14 protein-coding genes are annotated in these 19,174 nt (G+C 47.3%); 7 read left to right on the forward strand and 7 right to left on the reverse strand.

Translation table 11 applies throughout. The annotated features are described in order from the left end of the window. Positions 1-208 precede the first annotated feature (208 nt). Genes FN124_RS29215 through FN124_RS29230 form a run of 4 tightly spaced genes read left to right on the forward strand, consistent with a single transcriptional unit; the run spans position 209 to position 7,552 of the window. Positions 209-3,340, forward strand: a complete 3,132-nt coding sequence (locus FN124_RS29215) for a SusC/RagA family TonB-linked outer membrane protein (RefSeq protein ID WP_185937446.1) — start codon at positions 209-211, stop codon at positions 3,338-3,340. Positions 3,341-3,350: 10 nt separating this feature from the next. Next, entirely contained in the window at positions 3,351-5,384 is a 2,034-nt protein-coding gene (locus FN124_RS29220; RefSeq protein ID WP_185937447.1) for a RagB/SusD family nutrient uptake outer membrane protein, read from the forward strand. A 17-nt stretch (positions 5,385-5,401) separates the two neighbouring features. Continuing rightward, positions 5,402-6,313: a DUF5017 domain-containing protein gene (locus tag FN124_RS29225; protein ID WP_142688332.1), complete on the forward strand. Its 912-nt coding sequence runs from the start codon at positions 5,402-5,404 to the stop codon at positions 6,311-6,313. 3 nt (positions 6,314-6,316) lie between these two features. Next, positions 6,317-7,552, forward strand: a complete 1,236-nt coding sequence (locus tag FN124_RS29230) for a glycoside hydrolase family protein (RefSeq protein ID WP_142688333.1) — start codon at positions 6,317-6,319, stop codon at positions 7,550-7,552. Positions 7,553-7,609: 57 nt separating this feature from the next. Here the strand turns inward: FN124_RS29230 and FN124_RS29235 are convergent, their stop codons facing one another. Continuing rightward, positions 7,610-7,921 (reverse strand): EF-hand domain-containing protein, encoded by a 312-nt coding sequence (locus FN124_RS29235; protein WP_142688334.1) that lies wholly within the window; start codon positions 7,919-7,921, stop codon positions 7,610-7,612. Positions 7,922-8,726: 805 nt separating this feature from the next. Here FN124_RS29235 and FN124_RS29240 point away from each other — a divergent pair. Together FN124_RS29240 and FN124_RS29245 are read left to right on the forward strand one after the other, a co-directional pair. Next, a complete protein-coding gene (locus tag FN124_RS29240; protein WP_142688335.1) occupies positions 8,727-9,170 on the forward strand; it encodes a hypothetical protein in 444 nt (147 codons plus the stop codon). A 113-nt stretch (positions 9,171-9,283) separates the two neighbouring features. Next, positions 9,284-9,532 (forward strand): hypothetical protein, encoded by a 249-nt coding sequence (locus tag FN124_RS29245; RefSeq protein ID WP_142688336.1) that lies wholly within the window; start codon positions 9,284-9,286, stop codon positions 9,530-9,532. A 57-nt stretch (positions 9,533-9,589) separates the two neighbouring features. Here the strand turns inward: FN124_RS29245 and FN124_RS29250 are convergent, their stop codons facing one another. From FN124_RS29250 to FN124_RS29275, 6 genes are all read right to left on the reverse strand, one after another. Further along, a complete protein-coding gene (locus tag FN124_RS29250) occupies positions 9,590-10,735 on the reverse strand; it encodes a TlpA disulfide reductase family protein (protein ID WP_142688337.1) in 1,146 nt (381 codons plus the stop codon). 58 nt (positions 10,736-10,793) lie between these two features. Further along, positions 10,794-12,254 carry a RagB/SusD family nutrient uptake outer membrane protein gene (locus tag FN124_RS29255; protein WP_142688338.1) on the reverse strand — a complete coding sequence of 487 codons (1,461 nt, stop codon included), beginning with the start codon at positions 12,252-12,254 and terminating at the stop codon, positions 10,794-10,796. A 10-nt stretch (positions 12,255-12,264) separates the two neighbouring features. After that, on the reverse strand, positions 12,265-15,639 hold the full coding sequence (locus tag FN124_RS29260; RefSeq protein WP_185937448.1) for a SusC/RagA family TonB-linked outer membrane protein: 3,375 nt from the start codon (positions 15,637-15,639) through the stop codon (positions 12,265-12,267). 285 nt (positions 15,640-15,924) lie between these two features. Next, on the reverse strand, positions 15,925-17,094 hold the full coding sequence (locus FN124_RS29265; protein ID WP_142688340.1) for a FecR family protein: 1,170 nt from the start codon (positions 17,092-17,094) through the stop codon (positions 15,925-15,927). A 47-nt stretch (positions 17,095-17,141) separates the two neighbouring features. Then, on the reverse strand, positions 17,142-17,726 hold the full coding sequence (locus FN124_RS29270; protein WP_142688341.1) for an RNA polymerase sigma factor: 585 nt from the start codon (positions 17,724-17,726) through the stop codon (positions 17,142-17,144). A gap of 88 nt (positions 17,727-17,814) precedes the next feature. After that, positions 17,815-18,261: a YqgE/AlgH family protein gene (locus tag FN124_RS29275; protein ID WP_142688342.1), complete on the reverse strand. Its 447-nt coding sequence runs from the start codon at positions 18,259-18,261 to the stop codon at positions 17,815-17,817. A 118-nt stretch (positions 18,262-18,379) separates the two neighbouring features. Here FN124_RS29275 and FN124_RS29280 point away from each other — a divergent pair, with 118 nt between their 5' ends. Beyond that, the gene (locus tag FN124_RS29280; RefSeq protein WP_142688343.1) at positions 18,380-19,081 is read left to right on the forward strand and encodes a hypothetical protein; all 702 of its coding nucleotides are present in this window, start codon (positions 18,380-18,382) and stop codon (positions 19,079-19,081) included. Positions 19,082-19,174 lie beyond the last annotated feature (93 nt).

Raw genomic sequence — 19,174 nt, forward strand, 5'->3', positions numbered from 1 at the left:
ATTCTGATAATCAGTTGGTTGAAGGGGGCTTTATAAAATTCACCCCAATCATTTATGATTATCCCCCTGTGGTCCGGATTGGTTATCACATATTTGTGTATCAACCGTATTTCCGCTCAATTCCACAATTATTATGAAAAAGAGATGCCAATCAACCAGTAAGGGAAGAGCGTCCAGCTTTGCCTTTAATTACTTTTTTACGGGAGTCATGTGGATCTTACTTATCCCGCTTTCCCTTTTTGCCCAGCAGAAAAAAACAGTATCAGGTACCGTAAGTGCCAAAGACGGTACGCCGCTGATCGGGGTAACTGTAATGGTAAAGAATGAAAAGACCGGCACCAGTACCGATGGCAGCGGACATTTTACTATTTCCGCGTCTCCCGGCTCCACATTGGTGTTCACGTTTATCGGTTTCGGAAAAGTGGAACAGGTGGTAGATAGCAGAACGGAGTATAATGTGCGGATGAGCGAGCAGGCCGGAACGCTCAACGATGTGGTGGTAGTGGGCTATGCTACCCAGCAGCGTAAAGACCTGACCGGTTCGGTAGGTAGTGTGAACATGAAAGATTTTGAGAAAGCGCCGGTAAAGTCGTTCGATGAAGCGCTGGCAGGCAGGGTAGCAGGGGTAGCAGTAGCAAGTAACGATGGGCAGCCCGGCTCCATTTCCAACATTGTTATCCGCGGTGCAGGTTCCATCACACAGGATAACTCCCCGCTGTATGTAATTGATGGTTTCCCTACCGAAAGCTCCAACGCCAATGCGATCAGTCCTGCTGATATCGAGTCCATCGACGTATTGAAAGACGCCTCCGCCACCGCCATCTACGGCGCCCGTGGTTCCAACGGCGTTATCCTCATCACCACGAAGAAAGGTAAAACAGGCGCGCCACAGGTAACGTATAACGGCTACTATGGCTGGCAGCAGGTGCCCAACAAGATCCCTTTGATGGATGCTTACGAATTTGTGAGGTATGTGGGAGATGTAAATCCCGGTATTTACGATTCCGTGTACCTGGCCGGTGGCGCCAAGCTGGACGATTACCGCAATAAGGAATCCATCGACATGCAGAACTTTGTTTACCAGGTAGGGCAGAACCAGAACCACGATATTGCCGTACGCGGGGGAAACGATAAAACGCGGTATTCCCTCTCCGGTAACTTTAATAACCAGAAGGGGATCATTATTAACGGCGGATTCAAACGCTACCAGGGCCGGTTTTCACTGGACCAGATAGTGAGCAGCAAATTAAAGGTAGGGCTCAATGCCAACTATGCCTATAATGAAACCTATGGTATCCCGGTGTCTGCCACCAATTTCTATGCATCCGCCACTACGCTGTATTCAGTTTGGGGCTTCCGGCCAACCACCAGTATTTATGGCCGCGACAGCGCCGTGAACCTGGTGGATGAGTTTTATGATCCGGGCAATGAGCTGGCCAATAACCAGGACTACCGCGTGAACCCGTTGCAGAATATACAGAACCAGTATACCATGAACAAGGTGAATAACCTTTTCGCCAACGCTTATGCGGAATACGCTATCACAAAAGACCTGACCTTGCGTATTGCAGGCGGTATCAACACCGTGAATACGGAGATCGATATCTTCAATAATTCCAAAACACAATCCGGCAGTAAATGGAATTCCAATGGCGTGAACGGCAGTATAGAATTCCGGCCTACTTCCCTCTGGCGTTCTGAGAACGCGCTTACCTATCGCAAAACCTGGAACAAGTTGCACCACCTTACCGTGCTCGGTGTATTTGAAGCGCAGGGCTATAAAAATTCGCAGCGCAGGCTCTCGGCAAACCAGATCCCGAATGAAGACCTGGGTATGGATGCCATCGACCTGGCAGCGCCGGCCAATACCTCGCTGCTTTCCCTTAGCTCCCGCTGGACCATGGGCTCCGGCGCATTGCGTGTGAACTATGATTTCGATTCAAAATATCTTTTCGCTGCCTCCATCCGTGCAGATGGTTCTTCCAAGTTTGCCGCCGGTAATAAATGGGGGTATTTCCCTGCGGTATCCGCCGCATGGCGTTTCAGCAGCGAAGCGTTTATGAAAGACGTAAAGTTTATCAGCGATGCGAAGATAAGGTTGGGTTACGGCGCATCGGGAAACAACCGGGTGAGCGACTTTGCTTATCTCCCTCAATTACAGCTTACCAATAACCAGTACTGGTATTCCACAGGCAATGGGCCATTAGGTATCGGCGCCGTAATGGTTTCTTCCGGCAATGCAAACCTGCGCTGGGAAACCAACGAACAAACCAATATCGGCTTAGACATGGCCTTCCTGAAGAACAGGCTGACGCTTACTGTAGATGCCTACATACGCACTACAAAAGATCTCCTGCTGGATGCTGCATTGCCGTATGCCCACGGGATCGAGAGCGCGAAGGGATTCAAGAACGTGGGGCAGTTGCAGAACAAAGGACTGGAGATCGCGGTTTCAGGTGTAATTGCGGATAGTAAAAACTTCAGCTGGAACAGCAGCTTTAATATCAGCTTTAACAACAACAAAATACAATCACTGGCAGAAGGACAGCAATCTATCCTTTCCGGTTCCGGTACTTTTTTCAATACTACCTACTCCGGTCTGTTCCCTTATATTTCTGTAATAGGAAGGCCACTGGGAGAGATGTACGGACTGGTGTTTGACGGGGTATACCAGTACAGCGATTTTGATGCAATGCCAAACGGCACCTACCTGCTGAAACCGGATGTGCCTACCAATGGCGCGGCGCGCAATGCCATCCGCCCGGGAGATATCAGGTATAAAGATCTCAACGGGGATCTGCAGGTGAACAACCAGGACTATACTATTATCGGCAGCGGTTTGCCAAAGCATACCGGCGGTTTCAGTAACGATTTCCGCTACCGCAATTTTGATCTGAACATATTACTGCAATGGTCTTATGGCAATGATATCATCAATGCCAACCGGTATGTATTTGAAGGGGGAATTGTAAACAATCCAAACCTTAACCAGTTTGCCACTTATGCTAACCGCTGGACACCGACGAACCCCAGCAACACCTTGTTCCGCGCAGGCGGTATGGGTAATGCGGCTTACTCTTCCCGCGTAATTGAGGATGGCTCTTACCTGAAACTGAGAACGGTTTCCCTGGGATATAATGTGCCGGCTTCCCTGCTGAAGCGGGCGAAGATAAAGAACGTACGCATCTATGGCGCCGCACAGAATATTTATACATGGACGAAGTACTCCGGTATGGACCCTGAAGTGAACGGCAGGCCGGGTAATCTTACCCCGGGCTTTGATTACGCCGTTTACCCGCACTCGTTGTCTTATGTGACCGGTTTAAATGTAACCTTCTAAAATGATGAACATGAAACGTATTTGCATCCTGGCATGTATAGCAATAGCAGGACTCAGTTCCTGCAAAAAATTCCTCGATACAAAACCGACGGATTTTTATACCACCGATAATTATTACGGAATTGAAGCGCAGCTGCAGCAGGCGCTGAATGGCGTGTACGGGGATCTGATGCGGCCTGAACTGTATGCGCAGGTGATGGGCTTCAATTTTGTATCCACCACAGATGAGGTAATGTCGAACCGCACGGCAGATGGTGATGCGCGCGGTCTGCGTTATAATTACGATGCTTCCCTGGTACATATCGCCAACATATGGCGTTATGCTTATGTGGGCATCAACAACCTCAACACCTTGCTGGACAACATCAATAAGCCTGCAATGGATGAAGGGCGCAGGAATATTATCAAAGGACAGGCATTGTTCCTCCGTGGGTTCCTGTACTTTATTCTTACCAGTAATTATGGAGATGTGCCGGTAGTGCTCCACACGCCTGCTATAGACGATGTAAACATTCCTCCCGTAAAGCAGGGAGATGTGTATGCACAGGTGGAAAAGGATATGAAAGAGGCAGAAACACTGCTGAAAGATTACACCGTAACCCAGGCAAAATTCAACGATGTGGTAACACTCACCGCCGTGCAGGCAATGCTGGCGCGCGTGTATCTTTACTGGGCAGGTTATCCGCAGAATAACACCGCCAAATACCAGGATGTGATCACATATACCGACAAAGTGATCACATCTGGTCTTCATGCATTGAATCCCGATTACCGCCAGGTATTTATCAACCTTGCCACCGACCAGTACGATGTAAGGGAAAATATCTGGGAGCTGGGCTCCCTTGGCGCCGCCGCAGGAGTGGTGAACAAATCAGGTAATGATATCGGCAACTTTGTGGGGATACAATCTACGCTTACTGCGTTGGATTCCACTTCCTACAATTCCGCGGCATGGGTATGGGTTACCAAAAAACTGTTCGACTCCTATGAAACGGATCCCAACAGCAGTGCCGGTCCTAACAAGCCTTCGCTGGATATACGCCGCGACTGGAACTGCGCCAACTACATTTACAGTGGTACCAATCCCCGTGTAAAAGCAGCCCGTTCCAATCCCTGGCAGATGTGCGCCGGTAAGTTCAGAAGGGAATATGTGCCGCAGGCTATCCGCAATACCAATGGGGTAGGCGGTACCTATAATATCAACTGGCCCATGATCCGTTATTCAGATGTACTGCTGATGCGCGCAGAAGCTGAGAACTACGTGAACGGGCCTACGAACGCATATACCTACATTAACCAGGTACGGAAAAGAGGGTATGGGCTGATGAATGGCAATGTAGTAAAATCCATTACCATGACGGGCACAGGTAGCGGCTATACTAAAGCCCCTGCAGTGAGCATCACCGGCGGTGGTGGCAATGGCGCTACCGGCACGGCCATCATTGCCGAAGGCAAGGTAACAGGTATTTACCTGAACAGCCCCGGGGCTTTAACAGCAGGTTCCTATTATACTTCCGCACCTGTGGTAGTAATCGGCACTTTCTGGACACCAGGTGTCAGCTATGCCAAGGGAACACAGGTCACCAATAACGGTAACCTGTATACGGTAACAACGGCAGGCACCTCCACCAATACAGCGCCAACAAATACTTCCGGCGCCTCCGATGCCGCAGTGACCGGCGCAGTATTTACCTATGCCGGCATAGCCGCCACTGCAACGGCAGCCATTACCACCGGCAACGAATCCGATCTTACACCCGGCCTTAGCAAAGATGCATTCCAGCTGGCCATCCGCGATGAAAGGATGCGTGAGCTATGTTTTGAAGCCGTAAGGAAAGCAGACCTGATCCGCTGGGGAAATTTTGTGGCAGACATGCAGAACTTCGCTGCCTGGGCCACTTCCAACGGGGCAGGGGTCACTTCTACCGGTAACCCCAACGGTTTACAGGGAATACGCAACGTGAGCAGCAGGCATGTAATGTTGCCCAAGCCTACTTATGAGCTTAATCTTAACCGCTTACTGGTACAAAACGAAGGCTGGTAAATCTAAAAAAAACAAACATGAAAAAATCATTCCTCATACTGCTGTGCTGCTGTGCCGTGGCCTGTTCCAAAAAACTGGAAGTAGATACACCTGATTTTAATGTTTCGCTTGATCCTGCACGACTGGTGGCAGATACCTTCACCTACCGCCTTGGCGATACTACCCGTTTTAAATTCAATGGTACCGTAGGTAATATCACCTTCTATTCCGGGGAGCCCGGCAAGCGTTACGATGGGCGCGCTGCAGCCTATAAACTGGGCCACATCACCCTTAGCTTTTCTTCAAAAGCACAATACGGCTCACAAACTAATACCCTGCAGGTGCTGGCTACCAACAAACTGGCGGGGCTTGATTCTGCTGCTGTAGTGAATGCCGCCTGGACAGATATCAGTAACCGCGGCACGCTGGCGACCGGTACCACTGAAGTGCCTTTTGACACCGCAGACCTGACCGACCTGCTGGCCAATGAAAACGATTCACTCTTCATTGCTTTCAAATACAGCGGCGTAACCGGTTCCACACAACGCACCTGGACGATCACCCAATTTGCAGTGAACAATGTATTGCCTGAGAAAACAGTATCCTTAAGCTCCTTCTCCACAGATGTAGCTTACTGGACCCGTTACGGCAATGTATGGAATCCCGCCAGCGGGCGCTGGACGGCATCTGCCACTGATCTTAAGATCACAGGCGGCGATGCCGCGGCAGCTACCAATACCAGCTGGGTGGTGACCAAACCATTGTATGCAGGCCGGGTTCCGGGAGATGTAAGCACAGGCATCAAAAGTATCAATGAGCCTGATAAAGCGGAATATGCCTACGCATACCCTGCTGCCGGTGTGTACAAGGCCACCTTTGTAGCATTTAACCATACGCTGGATGAAGAAAGGCGTGTAATACGGGAGTTTATCATTAAAGTGATACCATAGCATATGAAACCATTGTTTTATTTCATCTTAACCGCCGGACTGAGTGTTTTCATTGCCGGCGGTGAGAAAGACTTTGTAGACAGTAATGCAGGCTTTGCGAGGCAACAGCTGAAGCATATGCTGAAGGATACGGAATCGCGGGAGCGACTGGCATTTCCCCGTACTACCAATAAAGAGGGAAAAATGATCACCACCTCTATGTACGACTGGACGCCTGGTTTTTTCCCGGGCTCGCTCTGGTATGCCTATGAGCAAACCAAAGATCCTGTATGGCAGCGGGAGGCTGTTAAATGGACAGAGAAACTGGAGCCGCTGAAGGATTTTACCCAACACCATGATCTTGGCTTCATGATGTATTGCAGCTATGGTAATGCTTACCGTCTTACCGGTAACAAAACATACCGCGATATCCTCATCCAGGGCGCCCGCTCACTCAGCACCCGCTTTAACCCTGTAACCCGGAGCATTAAGTCATGGAACGCCTTTAAATCCTGGCATGGCCAGCAGATGTATTACTATCCTGTGATCATCGACAACCTGATGAACCTGGAGCTGTTGTTCTTTGCTTCCAGGGAAACGGGCGATACCAGCTTCCGCCACATAGCGGTGAGCCATGCAGAAACAGCCATGCACAACCAGGTACGGCCCGATTACAGTTCCTATCATGTAGTATGCTACGATACCACCAATGGTAAGGTACTGGCCCGGGAAACCGCGCAGGGCTATGCAGATAATTCTACCTGGTCGCGCGGCCAGGCATGGGGCATTTATGGTTTTACCATGATCTACCGGGAAACGCATGATCCCCGTTTTCTTAAAACAGCAGCCGGGATGGCGGATTGGTTCCTGGATAATAAAAATCTGCCGGAAGACAAAGTGCCTTATTGGGATTTCAACGCAGAGGAAGCAGGGTATCAACCTGGCATACGTTCCAATGCCAACCGCGTAAAAACAAAATACCGGGATGTTTCTGCTGCCGCTATCGTGTCGTCGGCATTATTTGAATTGAGTGGTTATGTAGATAAGAGCAAGGGAGAGGGCTACCGTAAGGCGGCCATCGCCATACTGCATTCACTGGCAAGTGCTGCATACAGGGCGCCGGAAGGGAAGAACGGTAATTTTATACTGATGCATAGCGTGGGAAGCATTCCGCATAATACGGAGATTGATGTGCCGCTGGTGTATGCGGACTATTACTTTATGGAAGCACTGGAGCGCTACAAGGCTTCACTTGATTGAGATAAAGAGTAAAGAGGGCAGTTGTCCGGTGATCCGGATAACTGCCACTTTTTTGTGCTATTTATTACCGTCCTCTTTTTTGCGTGGTCCCTGACTTTTTCTATATGCCTTCAGCTCATCTTTGTCAAGAAAAGAATCCTTGTTAGTATCAATAGCGGCGAAGTTTTCGCTTATTTTGGAAAGCCGCTTATTGTCTTTAGCCGCTGCATCTACTTCCGTTTTGCTCAGTTTACCATCCCCGTCTGTATCAATCTTCTTAAAGAATCCTTCCCGGTCGTGTTGCTGTGGCTGTTGCGGTTGCTGTGCATAAGATTTTACAGAAACCAGTGTTGTCATTAACAAACCTGCTACAAGAAAATGCTTCATCATAATTGTGTGTTTTTAGTTTTGAATGAATTAATGTTCCTGGTGTTAACTACAGAAACCAGTTCGACATATAGTTTTTAGATGGTTAGCGGGAATGGAAGTTTAAGGAGAGAGAAGCAGAGGCTGAGGGGCTGCAGGATAAGTTGGCGGCTGGTATGGCTTGATAGTATTGGATTTAGGTGTGTTTTAATGGTTGGGGTCCTTAACACTGTTTAACGTTGGTTAGTAGTAATTAACGGTTGTTCTGCCAGATGTGAGCCCGCTATATTAACTTTAGGGCATCATGAAGCGTATAGAAAATATTGAAAGCATTACTGCATTTTTTTCCGATTGGAGGAGCTGCAGAATTGGTGATTGAGAAAAAATGAATACAATATATTAGCATTGCAATGCTCTCATGATCCGCCGAAGGCGCTCAGGTGCCACTCTACGGATAATTGCAACAGATACCGGTATACGAATTGAAATAAAGTCTACCGCTAAATTACCATCCAGGCAATAAGTGGTAAAATCAACCCGCCGGTTTTGCCGCTTATTGCCGGTTCTCGTGACCCGTAAATTGGGTAAGTGCATGCACTAAGCATTGAAATTGCATCATTAGTGCGTGATTGCTGTATGAAGAGTATATGAGGACTATATGATGAGTACTACATATAGACGACTCTTAAGTATGCGAGAAGTATCTATGCGCTCATTCATCTTTTATTGTAAAAAAAATTATCTTGAACAATTAAAGCCTCATTGTGTAATGAAGCAGATGAAGATATTCTTTTTTGAAGTTATCTGAAATAACTGATTATATCATTTTATGAAAGACAAAAAATATAAACCATCTAAATTATTATCAATCTTCAGAAGAAAAGGCGGTGAAGGGTTAATGACTAAAATAATCAACAATGAAAACAGCCCTGACTTTCATCATCAATTTACTTTTTTAAAAACCGGTGAGCAACCGTTATTATGTTTTAAGCAAGATGAATCAAATTGGTTGTTAGTAACGGGTGACCGGATCATAGAAGAGAAAAATGGAGCAACATTGTTTATACCCTATCGGGAGCTGATTGAAGTAGGTATTGCACTTTATGAGGAATATAAAGATGGGGTAATAGATAAAACTGCATTTACACGCCTTGTTTTAAAAGATACTAATGGTAAAAGCTATATCATAAAGTCAGAGAAAGGAGAAGCATATAAGGGAATTTATCAGATGTTGCATCATGTGGCTTCAACTGCCAAAGATAGTACTACGTAATAGCGATATTTATTTTTCTTACGCTAGCAACACTGAACAGCTTTTAGCTATGGAAACAAATTTTTTCCGAACTTTGTATAAGGAAACAACATTCATCACTTAATACCCTTTAAATGGACACAAGAATAACTTTACCTAAAGGTGGTGACTTTTATCCTTTCGTTTTCCAGCTTTTCGAAAAGAAAGAGCAGGCTGCTATTCTTTATGAAGACAATGGGGTTACACGTGCCAATGGAATAATAGTAAGTATTTTTGAACGCGATGGCAAACGCTGGTTAAAGCTGGAGGATCAGACAGAGATCAGTCTTGATAAGCTGTACGCGTTAAACGGTGTATTCTCAGCCGAATATTCTGAATGTTAGAGATACGTGTGTTAGTAAAAAAAATTAACTAACACACGTCATACAAATAACCTCTTATCATCTCCCCAATATCTCTCCAAGCCTCTCTTCCAACATCTCTCCCCGCAGGTTCTTTGCCACAATCTTCCCACCGGGATCAATCAGGAAATTCTGAGGTATCGAGTGCACCTGGTACAACTTCGCGGCGGCATTTTTCCAGAATTGCAGATCGGAAACCTGGGTCCATGGTAAACCATCTTTTTCAATCGCTCCAAGCCATGCTGCTTTTTTTCCGGGTTGATCCAGCGAAACACCAAGTACGGTAAAGTTGTTATCCCTGAACTTGTGGTATGCTTTAACCAGGTTCGGGTTTTCAGCCCGGCATGGCCCGCACCAGGAGGCCCAGAAATCCACCAGTACATATTTCCCCCTGAAATCAGAAAGCTTTACAGGTTTGTCGTTTACATCGTTTTGTGTAAAATCAGGGGCAATTGCTCCAATGGAAAGGGGGCCCAGGTCGTACAGTATTTCCGCAAATCGTTTACCGCTATTGCTGTGCTGCAATACAGGAGAAAGCGTTTGGAAGATCGGCTTAATACGGGGTACATCTATATCATTCCCGGCCACTTCCACCAGGGTAAACAGGCTGATATAAGAGGCTGGATTGCGGCGGATGAAAACATATTTCAGGGAATCCGTTTTCTTTGAAACTTCCCGGTATTGTTTCATCACGCTATCCATCAGTGCAGGGTCTTTTTTCCGTTGGTCTGATGCGGTACGGAATATGGAATCCATGGACCTGCTCATCTGATCCATATAAAGCAGTACCGTTTGTTTGTATCGCTTGTAGTCGTTGTTTACAGGTCCGCCTTTAACGGTAGCGTTTTTGACAGTGCTTGTACCGGTAATGTCTATACGGCCTTTTTCCAGGTAGCAGTCAATAACATCGGCTGTCTTTGTCCATTTTCGGGCTGCTCCTCCGTCATGATCAATGAGCACAGTTACTTTTGAAGGTTCATCTACCTGTCCGTTAAAAGTATAAATACCTTTATGAGGCATTACCGAATCGAGAAGCTGCTGGTTGTTCCATCCGTAATCTTTTACCAGGTAAGCCTTTGCAGGTGTTGCGGTGGTGTTGAGCCTGACAGTCAGCGTGTATTTACCGGATTGTGCAAATGCAAGTCCGGGCGCCAGCAGGGCGGCAATGAAAATATTTTTTTTCATAAAAAGATTTTGTTGAGAAGAACAGGACAGCAGTTTTGCTATCCTGTTCCGGTATTATTTATTGAAGATATCCCGGGTTGGGAGTAAGGTTAGGATTTTGCAGCAGGTCGCCGGGCGGAATAGGCCAATACGCCATGTAACTTTTCCAGGTGGTTAATTTGATGGGCGCTACAACAGCCATTACGGCATCAATGGTACCGGTACGTTTCAGGTCGAAGAAACGGTGGCCGCTTTCTGTGAACAGTTCCGTTTGCCGTTCCCGGGCAATGGCGGCAACGAGAACAGCCTGGTTGCTGTTGGGTAAGGCTTGCAGCCCGGCACGCAGGCGTACAACGTTCAGGTCTTCCACTGCAGTGCTTTTATTTTGCATGGCCCTCGCTTCTGCACGGATCAGGTATTGTTCCGAAAGCCGCAGCAGCACCTGGTATTCTGCATTGGGTACGGCAGATTTATATTTGGCGGGGAAGTAGTAAGTGACCGCCGGACTGGTAGAAGTGGCGGCAACCGTTGAGGTACGCGTCCAACTGGTAAAACGCTGGTCCCCGTTCTCAAAGGTATTGAGCAAAATGCTGCTCAGCGCCACGAAAACGCTGGAGGAAGCAGGTGTTTGCGGCGGCGTGATAGTAGCCGGCATGCCATTATTGTAGTAGGAATATTCACTGGTTGTTTTCGGGTTGTTGGTAGCCAGCGCCCAGATGGTTTCTTTGCTGTTGGCAAGGAATACCTTATCCGGCGCAGGCATCTCATAATTCGTGTTGCCGATCAGTGCAGTAGCCTGCGCCTCTGCATTGGCCCAGTCTTTCGCATACAGGTATACCCTGGCCAGCATGGCTGTAGCTACCGCTTTATTAGGGCGAAATCGATTAGGAGTGGTGATGCCATAACCGTTTTTATATTCATCGCTCAGCAGCGATTGCGCCATTTTAAGATCGGCAATGATCTGCTTGTATACATCTGCTTCCGGTGCGCGCGACAACCGGTTGTTTATTGCGTAGTCGTTTGTTAGCGCAAGCGGTACAGGTCCGTAGATATTGACCAGGTAATAGTAGAAATACGCGCGGAGGAAATAGCACTCGCCCAGCCATTGATCTTTATAAACCAGGTTGCCTTTGCTGGTATTGATACCATCAATAGCGGTGTTAACTGTGAAAAGCTGCTTATACAAATCTGCCCAGTTGCCGCTTTGCCCGCTTTGAACCGCATTTTTATAAAACACATCTGCAAAGTTACCAGACAGCAGGCTTTTGAGCTCATCGGTATACAAGCCCATGGTATAACCTATATTGCCGCTCGCGTTGCCGGTAAAAGGGCCGGAGCTGTTCATGGCCAGGTAAAGGCCTGTAACAACCGTGGACACCATGTTGTCGTTGGAATAAACATCGGCAGCCGCAATGGTGTTGGCGGGCAGCTGAGTGCCGTCCAGGTAGGATTCACAGCTGCTTAGCGTGAAGGTAAGCATCGCTGCAGCAGCAAGCAGGCATTTTGGTAAGCTATGATCAGTATGAAATATCATCTTCATTTTCTCTACATTAAAGTGTTACATTAATTCCGGCTGTAAATACGCGCAATGGAGGAATTACGCCGGCGTTCAGGTTCTCCGGGTCGAGGCCGTCGAAGTTGGAAATGGTAAGCAGGTTTTGTCCCTGGAGGTAAACCGACAGGTTTTTCAGATGCAGCATTTTATTTACTTCAGGGCTGAAGCTATAGCGTATGCTTACGTTTTGCAGCCTTGCATAAGTAGCATTGCTGTATGCCCCGGTACTTTCCTGCAGTAGCCACTGCCGGAATATGCTGGTGAACTGGGAGCTTAGTTTGGGAATATCGGTTACATCACCCGGTTGCTGCCAGCGGCGCAGCCACATGGTGGACCCATTCAGGCCGTATAAGCCAAAAGGAAAGGCAGTTTGTCCAAGGAAGTTTTTACCTGTCCGGCTGGTAAAGCTGAATGAAAAGTCGAAGGTGAGCCGCTTATAGGTAAAGGAGTTTTGCAGTCCCCCGAAATATTTCGGGGCCAGGTCTACAAATTCAGTTTTATCTGCCCGTGTTAATCCTCCTGTGAAATCTGAAACATTGCCTTTTGCATCAGTGAAGCTGTAGTAGCCTGTTTCAGGGTTTACCCCGTTGTATTTATAAAGTAATATCCCGGTAACCGGTTTGTTCAGCACATAGTTCGAATTCTGGTTACTTTGAGATGGAAGCCGCAGCAGCTTGCTCTTTGGTACAGAAATGTTGAACCGTGTTGACCAGGTAAAATTTTTGCTTTTGATATTGGTGGTGCTAAGACTGGCTTCCCAGCCACTGGTGCGGATCAGCGCATCAGAGTTCAGGGTATAGCTGGTATAACCCGTAACGCTCGACAGGGGCTGTCCGAGCAGCTGGTTGCCGGCGCGGTTATGATAATAACTAACATCGGTTGTAATCCTGTCGTTGAAGAAACCCAGCTCCAGGCCGGCTTCTGAATTAAAGTTACGTTCCCAGTTCAACAGGGGATTGGGAAGGGAGTTGGGAGATAATCCTACCTTACCATCATAGGAGCCACCGGTCACACTATAAGTACCAAGATAGCGGAAGTCGCCAATGGCATCGCCGCCTACTACGCCGCTGCTCACTCTTAACTTACCAAAGCTGAGCCAGGGCAGGTTGTCCTTTACCAGCTTTTCCCCGCTGAAGATCCAGGCCAGCGCTGCAGAACCAAAATTTCCTATACGGCGCCCCGGGCCGAATTTAGTGGAACCATCCCTCCGTGTATTAATATCGATAATATATTTATCATCCCAAACAAATTTTATAATCCCATACATACCGATAGACCTGTACTCGGTGAGATTATAATCGGTTGTTACGGTAGACCCGGCGGAAGGATTGTTCAGCAAAGCATCTGATGGAAAACCTTTCCCGGTGATCTCATCAAAATAGGTTACCTGGTTGTTCACTTCACCGCCCAGTTTAATACTCAGATCACCTTTCTTACCAATTAAGGTATTGTATTCGCCATAAGGTGAAATAGTGATAGAGCGGGTATTATACTGGTGAAGAATACCTACTGTTTGCGTAGCTGCCTGGGTGTTGGTAGGATTAATGGTAGAAGTGGGATAGCCGATCAGTTCTTTCCCGGAAATCGTATTATACCCGAAAATACTGCGAAGGGTCACCTTCTTAACAGGTTTGTAGGTAAGTGTAGCATTGGCAAGCAGGTTATTGGTCACGTTTTTATACAACCTGTTTGCATTACTTGCGGTGCCGCTGCTGTTAACGTCATTCCCGATGGATGCCCAGTTGAGGCTGCCGTCTTTATTATAAGCCGGCGGCGCATTGGGCGGTGTGAGCGCGCTAACGGAGAAGTCGTATGGCACCATATCATTTTTGGAGGAGAGATAAGTACCGGTAATGCCCATCGTGAATTTATTGTTTGCCGAGTTTGTGTTTAATGAAAACCTGAGAGAGCCATCCCTGTTTGATCCTTTATGGCGCTGGATGTTACCCATATCACGGAGACTTCCGCTGATAAGATAAGTAGTGTTCTGCGCGCCGCCGCTGTAAGTGAGATTGGCATTGGTGGTGGCTGCGGACTTTCCCATAAACTCCTTTCTCCAGTTCGTGTAGCGGTCGGCCGGCCAGGTACCATTCAGGTCATTATCGCTGGCAGATATATCCAGGCCATCATTCTTTATTGCTTCGCGGCGCAGCATCAGGTATTGCTGGGTATTAAGCAGGGGAGGCGTTTGGCCGCTGACCGATACGCCTGTATAGATATTGGCGTTAAAGGATTGCTGGGCCGACCTGGATTTTTTTGTGGTGATGAGAATTACGCCATAGGCGCCGGAAGAGCCATAGATAGCGGTGGCATCCACATCTTTGAGCACATCGATGCTTTCAATATCGTTTGGATTGATGTAGTTTAAGCCGCTGCCGCCCTGCAGGAAATCCTGCGTACCATAGGCGGTGTTGGTAGAAAGGGGCAATGTGCCACCGGGAAAACGTACGCCATCCACAATGATCAGCGGCTGTGTGGCGCCGGTGGTAAGATTGGCGGAGCCGCGCATCCTGATGGTAAAAGCGCCTCCCGGCTGACCGGTCACCTGTTGTATAAACAGACCCGGTACTTTGCCCTGTAATGCTTCCAGCACATTGTTTACCGGGTTCTTGGCTATTTCTTTAGCTGTAATAGTAGTAATGTTACCCGCGTTAAATCTTTTTGTAGTGGTACCATAGGCAGTTATCTGTACTTCATCAATAGGAGAAGTGCTCACAGCAAGCTGTATGATGAGCGCCGAAGGATTTCCGGATACCAGTTTCGAGGAACCGGCCCGGGAAGTATTCTCCTCCTTATCCTGCTGCCCGGCATTCACCACCTGTACATGATCACCTGTGAAACGAAGGGTGAGCGGAGCGAATCCTACGGCAGATATCTTAAGCACATCTCCCTCACTGGCATCAATGGAAAAATAGCCATTAGCCGTGGAAGTAGTGCCTTTCTTTGTACCGGTTATTACCACGTTCACTCCCGCCAGAGGTTGTCCGTCGGAAGAGCGGACAATACCTCTTACAGGAATAAGCGTGTTAATATAGGAAGCGGAAGGAGAAGGCGTTTTAACAGGAGCTGCGGGCGCCACTTTCCGGGAAACAAGGATCGTTTTGCCCTCTATCACATACTCCAATGGCTGGGTTTTAAAAATATCGTTTAACAGGTCTGTGAGGGGCTGGTCCTTAACAGACAGCGATACCGGCCTGGAATCGGCCAGCACTCCTTTCTGGTTAAGCAACACATAGCCCGTCTGTTTTTTAATGACAGCAAACACCTGTTTTAAACTCAGGTTCCTGCCTGAAATAGTGACGTTTTGCGCCATACTGGTGGCCTGGGCATGAATAAAAGCGGCCGTTAATAGTAAGGTAGTTAATTTCATAACCTTAAAGATTTTGGTAGGCGATCCTTTTTTTAAGGAGGCGCTGGATCCGGCTTTCGCGGATCGGGCAATGCCCTGGCATTCCCCCTGGTTGGCGGGGGGGCAATAGCATTTTTTTTGCATAGATTTGCAGCAGATTTGGTTGTTAATAAAAGTGGTTGGCAAACCGTTTTTTGGACCAGCTGAATTTATCCACCGTCACAGGCCTAAACTGTGACGGTTTTTTTTTAAAAGCTGACCCGGTATATATTGTTATGCCGCTTAAAAGCAGCAGCACAGCATATTCTATTGGACAATCAATTTCCTGCCTTCAATTCGAAAGCGTACATCCGTTCTTTTCAGCATGATCAGTAAACCGTTTAATGATACATCTTTGGTCATCTCCCCTTCAAATTCAATATCGGGAACACCATTTTCATACACTACCTCTATATCGTACCAGCGCTCCATCTGTCGCATGATTTCAGCCAGCGTGGCTCCATCGAAATAGAACAGTCCATTTTTCCAGGCAACCGCTTTTTCCGTATTCGCATTTGCCACCTTAATCCCGGTTATATCGGCATTGCTCAATTGCGCCTGCTGACCGGGACGAAGAACCACAGCTCCCGGTCCACGCCGGTTAGCCACAGAAACCCGTACCGATCCTTCCAGTAAGGTAGTGGCAATAGATTGCTCATTTTCGTAGGCATTCACATTAAAATGAGTGCCCAGCACTTCTATTTCCGCTTTATTGTTTACCCTCACCCTGAAGGGGACAGAGGGGTTCTTTACCACTTCAAAGTAGGCTTCGCCGGTCACTTCCACTTTTCTTTCCTTACCGGGAAACACGGTAGGATAGCGTATTGAGCTGGCTGCATTTAACCATACCAGGGTGCCATCAGGTAAAGTAAGACGGAATTGCCTGCCTCTCGGGGTCGACATCGTATTAAATACCACTTCTCCATTCGTATTGCCCGTGGGATCATACGCAACCAGCCCGTTGGCCAGCACCACCTGTGCGCCGTTCTGTTTGGCAATAACGCCATTGCCGAGGCTGTCCAGCTTTATTTTGGAGCCATCGGCCAGGGTAAGGGTAGCGCCCTCCCTGCCGGGGCCTATGTCTGTGGCTTTAGCCGCTATAGCTACGGTGTGTGTATTTTTTTTATGGACTGTCCAGTAGTAAGCACCGGCGGCAAGCACCAGCAAAACCGACGCAGCGGCCCAGCTCCAGCGGGGCAGGAAATGAATGCGGCGAACAGGCTTATCGCTGTTTAGTGCCTGCTGCAACAGCCGCAGCAAGGCCTCATCCCGGGGGATGTTCATATCCGGTTCTCCCGCCAGCGCCTCAAATGCGGCCTGCAATGCCTCCTGGTGAGCAGGGGCTTGTAACAGGCGCTGGAACTCTTCCTGCTCTGCTTCGCCCAGGCTTTTTTCCAGGTACCGCCCGGTAAGATAATATATGCGTGTATTGTCCATACTCTGATAATAAGATGCGCGGGAAAATGAGTTGTCACTATCCGGCACTAAAAAAATAAAAAAATAATAATGACCGGCAGCCGTATAGCCTGTGGCAGGAAGCTGCGGATAGTTTGGAGGGCGGCGCTCAGCGCATTGCGTACATACCCGTCTGAAAGGCCAAGTTGAGCAGCTATTTCTTTTGTAGGCATACCTTTTTCCCTGCTGAGCTCATAAATGGTACGGCGCTGGGGAGGCATTGACAGGAGCGCGTGCTTCACCGCATGTTGTATTTCCTTAACGGAAATAGTATGGAGTGCAAGGTTAAAACTGGCATCTTCCTGTTTAAGGTTATCCAGTTTGGCATTGTATAAAGAAGTTTTTCGGAGATATTGCAAACATTCATGGATCATGACCTTCCTGAGCCATGGGCCGGGAGTTTGTACATCCGACAGCCGGTCCCGGTTCAGCCATATCTTAATAAAAAACTCCTGTAATACCTCCTGTTTTGCGGTTTCGCTCTGAAGCATACGCAAGGCGATGGCTGCTAATGGTGTGGAATAAAGATTAAACAGGATTGTGAAAGCAGCTTCATCTCCCTCTGCAATACGTAAAAGCAGCTCTTTTTCATTATATGTTTGGTTGGATGACAATTATCTTCAGAGGCCGGATTATTTTGCAAACTAGGGCAAAAAATTATAAGTAGGTAGTGATCCGTGTAATTATTTTTGTTGTATTGTTTTAATTCCCAAACAATGCCGCTTCGTTTATTACCTCCCAGGAGCCTTCCCTGATCTCTTCCTCCAGTTCTTTCCCATCCCATCCACAGTACCCTATAAATATCCTGATATCATCAGCGGTAAGGGTATAGTTGTTGATCAGTTCCATCGCCGCTGCAAAATCCCCGCCCAGGCAAATGTTGCCGGTTACCAGTTCACCATTTTTTATAAGATCGGGGCGTTGATGTATAAAATAAAGATGTTCCTGGTCCACCGGGCCTCCTTCATGTAACGGGAAGGGAATACTGTTTTTAAACTCTTCCAGCTCGTTTATGGCCCGGGGAAATACTTTATTGACCACAAATCCCAGGGCGCCTTTTTCATTCTTTTCAGTAATGAAAATGAGGGTGTCCTCGAAATAGGTGTTGTTGAGGAGGGAGGTGCTTTGTAAGAATATACCTGCGTTCATGGGGTAAAAATAAAACAATGCCGGGAGCCCGGAAAAATATTTATGAATGCCTTCGGATTGGCTTTTTGCTTACATTCAAATACCGTTGTTATTTTCAAAAGTTTAAATGTAAAGGAGCATGGATTTTTTTGATAGTATAAAAAATATCTTTAGAAAGAAAAATAAAGAGATAAATGAAAGAACGTACGCAGGTACTGATGCACGTGTGGAGGCATATATAGAGAAGCATTTAAAAGAAGTGAACAGTAGAATCCCCGGGTTGGAAGAACTTTATGGGACAGATTTTTACCAGTTTTTCTACAGGCCGGACGCGGGTGAGTTTATACGTAAAGAACTGTTGGATGTACTTGGGATTTCACCAGTAGATTGCTTTGATAATGATCACTGGGAGGAAAAGCACCCGTTTAATTTCCCGGGACCTTTCTATACCGGGGAGTCCGACACCTGTGGCACAGGGGAAACAGAGGCGCCTTTCAATGTGCTGTTTGACGCTAATTGCATGGAGTATGTTTTCAGACAACCGAAAAATTATGCTGAATTACTATGCGTGATTGATGCCGGGGCAGTGGAGGTTCGGGACAGTTATTCCTGTAATGGGAATAACCATTGGACGTATAGCGAATGTAAAAACTGGTGGGCAAACAGGGAGAATCTTATACTCCAGTTATCTGATGCAGAACTAAGTAGCGTAAATAGAGGGAAGGAGCAGCTTTATATAAACTATCTTAATTCAGATGCAGCGCATGATTTGAGAAAGTATTGTTTTTTTCTTGAAAATAACTTTTATCCCGGCGAAGGAGTGGCATTGCCTGAGTTGTAAGGCTGGCCTGAAATATAATGAGGTCGCTGCGCCTCGCTTAGGTGGGTAAGAAAAGGTGTATCATATTTTTGATACACCTTTTCTTTATCTTCA

The organism is Chitinophaga polysaccharea (assembly GCF_902150045.1).
Lineage (GTDB): Bacteria > Bacteroidota > Bacteroidia > Chitinophagales > Chitinophagaceae > Chitinophaga > Chitinophaga polysaccharea_A.

Bases quoted from the DNA above. Each gene is read 5' to 3' on its own strand.
- FN124_RS29265 (WP_142688340.1), bottom strand. From the start codon at position 17,094: ATGGACAATACACGCATATATTATCTTACCGGGCGGTACCTGGAAAAA.
- FN124_RS29220 (WP_185937447.1), top strand. From the start codon at position 3,351: ATGAAACGTATTTGCATCCTGGCATGTATAGCAATAGCAGGACTCAGT.
- FN124_RS29225 (WP_142688332.1), top strand. From the start codon at position 5,402: ATGAAAAAATCATTCCTCATACTGCTGTGCTGCTGTGCCGTGGCCTGT.
- FN124_RS29250 (WP_142688337.1), bottom strand. From the start codon at position 10,735: ATGAAAAAAAATATTTTCATTGCCGCCCTGCTGGCGCCCGGACTTGCA.
- FN124_RS29280 (WP_142688343.1), top strand. From the start codon at position 18,380: ATGGATTTTTTTGATAGTATAAAAAATATCTTTAGAAAGAAAAATAAA.
- FN124_RS29235 (WP_142688334.1), bottom strand. From the start codon at position 7,921: ATGATGAAGCATTTTCTTGTAGCAGGTTTGTTAATGACAACACTGGTT.
- FN124_RS29240 (WP_142688335.1), top strand. From the start codon at position 8,727: ATGAAAGACAAAAAATATAAACCATCTAAATTATTATCAATCTTCAGA.
- FN124_RS29215 (WP_185937446.1), top strand. From the start codon at position 209: ATGTGGATCTTACTTATCCCGCTTTCCCTTTTTGCCCAGCAGAAAAAA.
- FN124_RS29245 (WP_142688336.1), top strand. From the start codon at position 9,284: ATGGACACAAGAATAACTTTACCTAAAGGTGGTGACTTTTATCCTTTC.
- FN124_RS29255 (WP_142688338.1), bottom strand. From the start codon at position 12,254: ATGAAGATGATATTTCATACTGATCATAGCTTACCAAAATGCCTGCTT.
- FN124_RS29260 (WP_185937448.1), bottom strand. From the start codon at position 15,639: ATGAAATTAACTACCTTACTATTAACGGCCGCTTTTATTCATGCCCAG.
- FN124_RS29275 (WP_142688342.1), bottom strand. From the start codon at position 18,261: ATGAACGCAGGTATATTCTTACAAAGCACCTCCCTCCTCAACAACACC.
- FN124_RS29230 (WP_142688333.1), top strand. From the start codon at position 6,317: ATGAAACCATTGTTTTATTTCATCTTAACCGCCGGACTGAGTGTTTTC.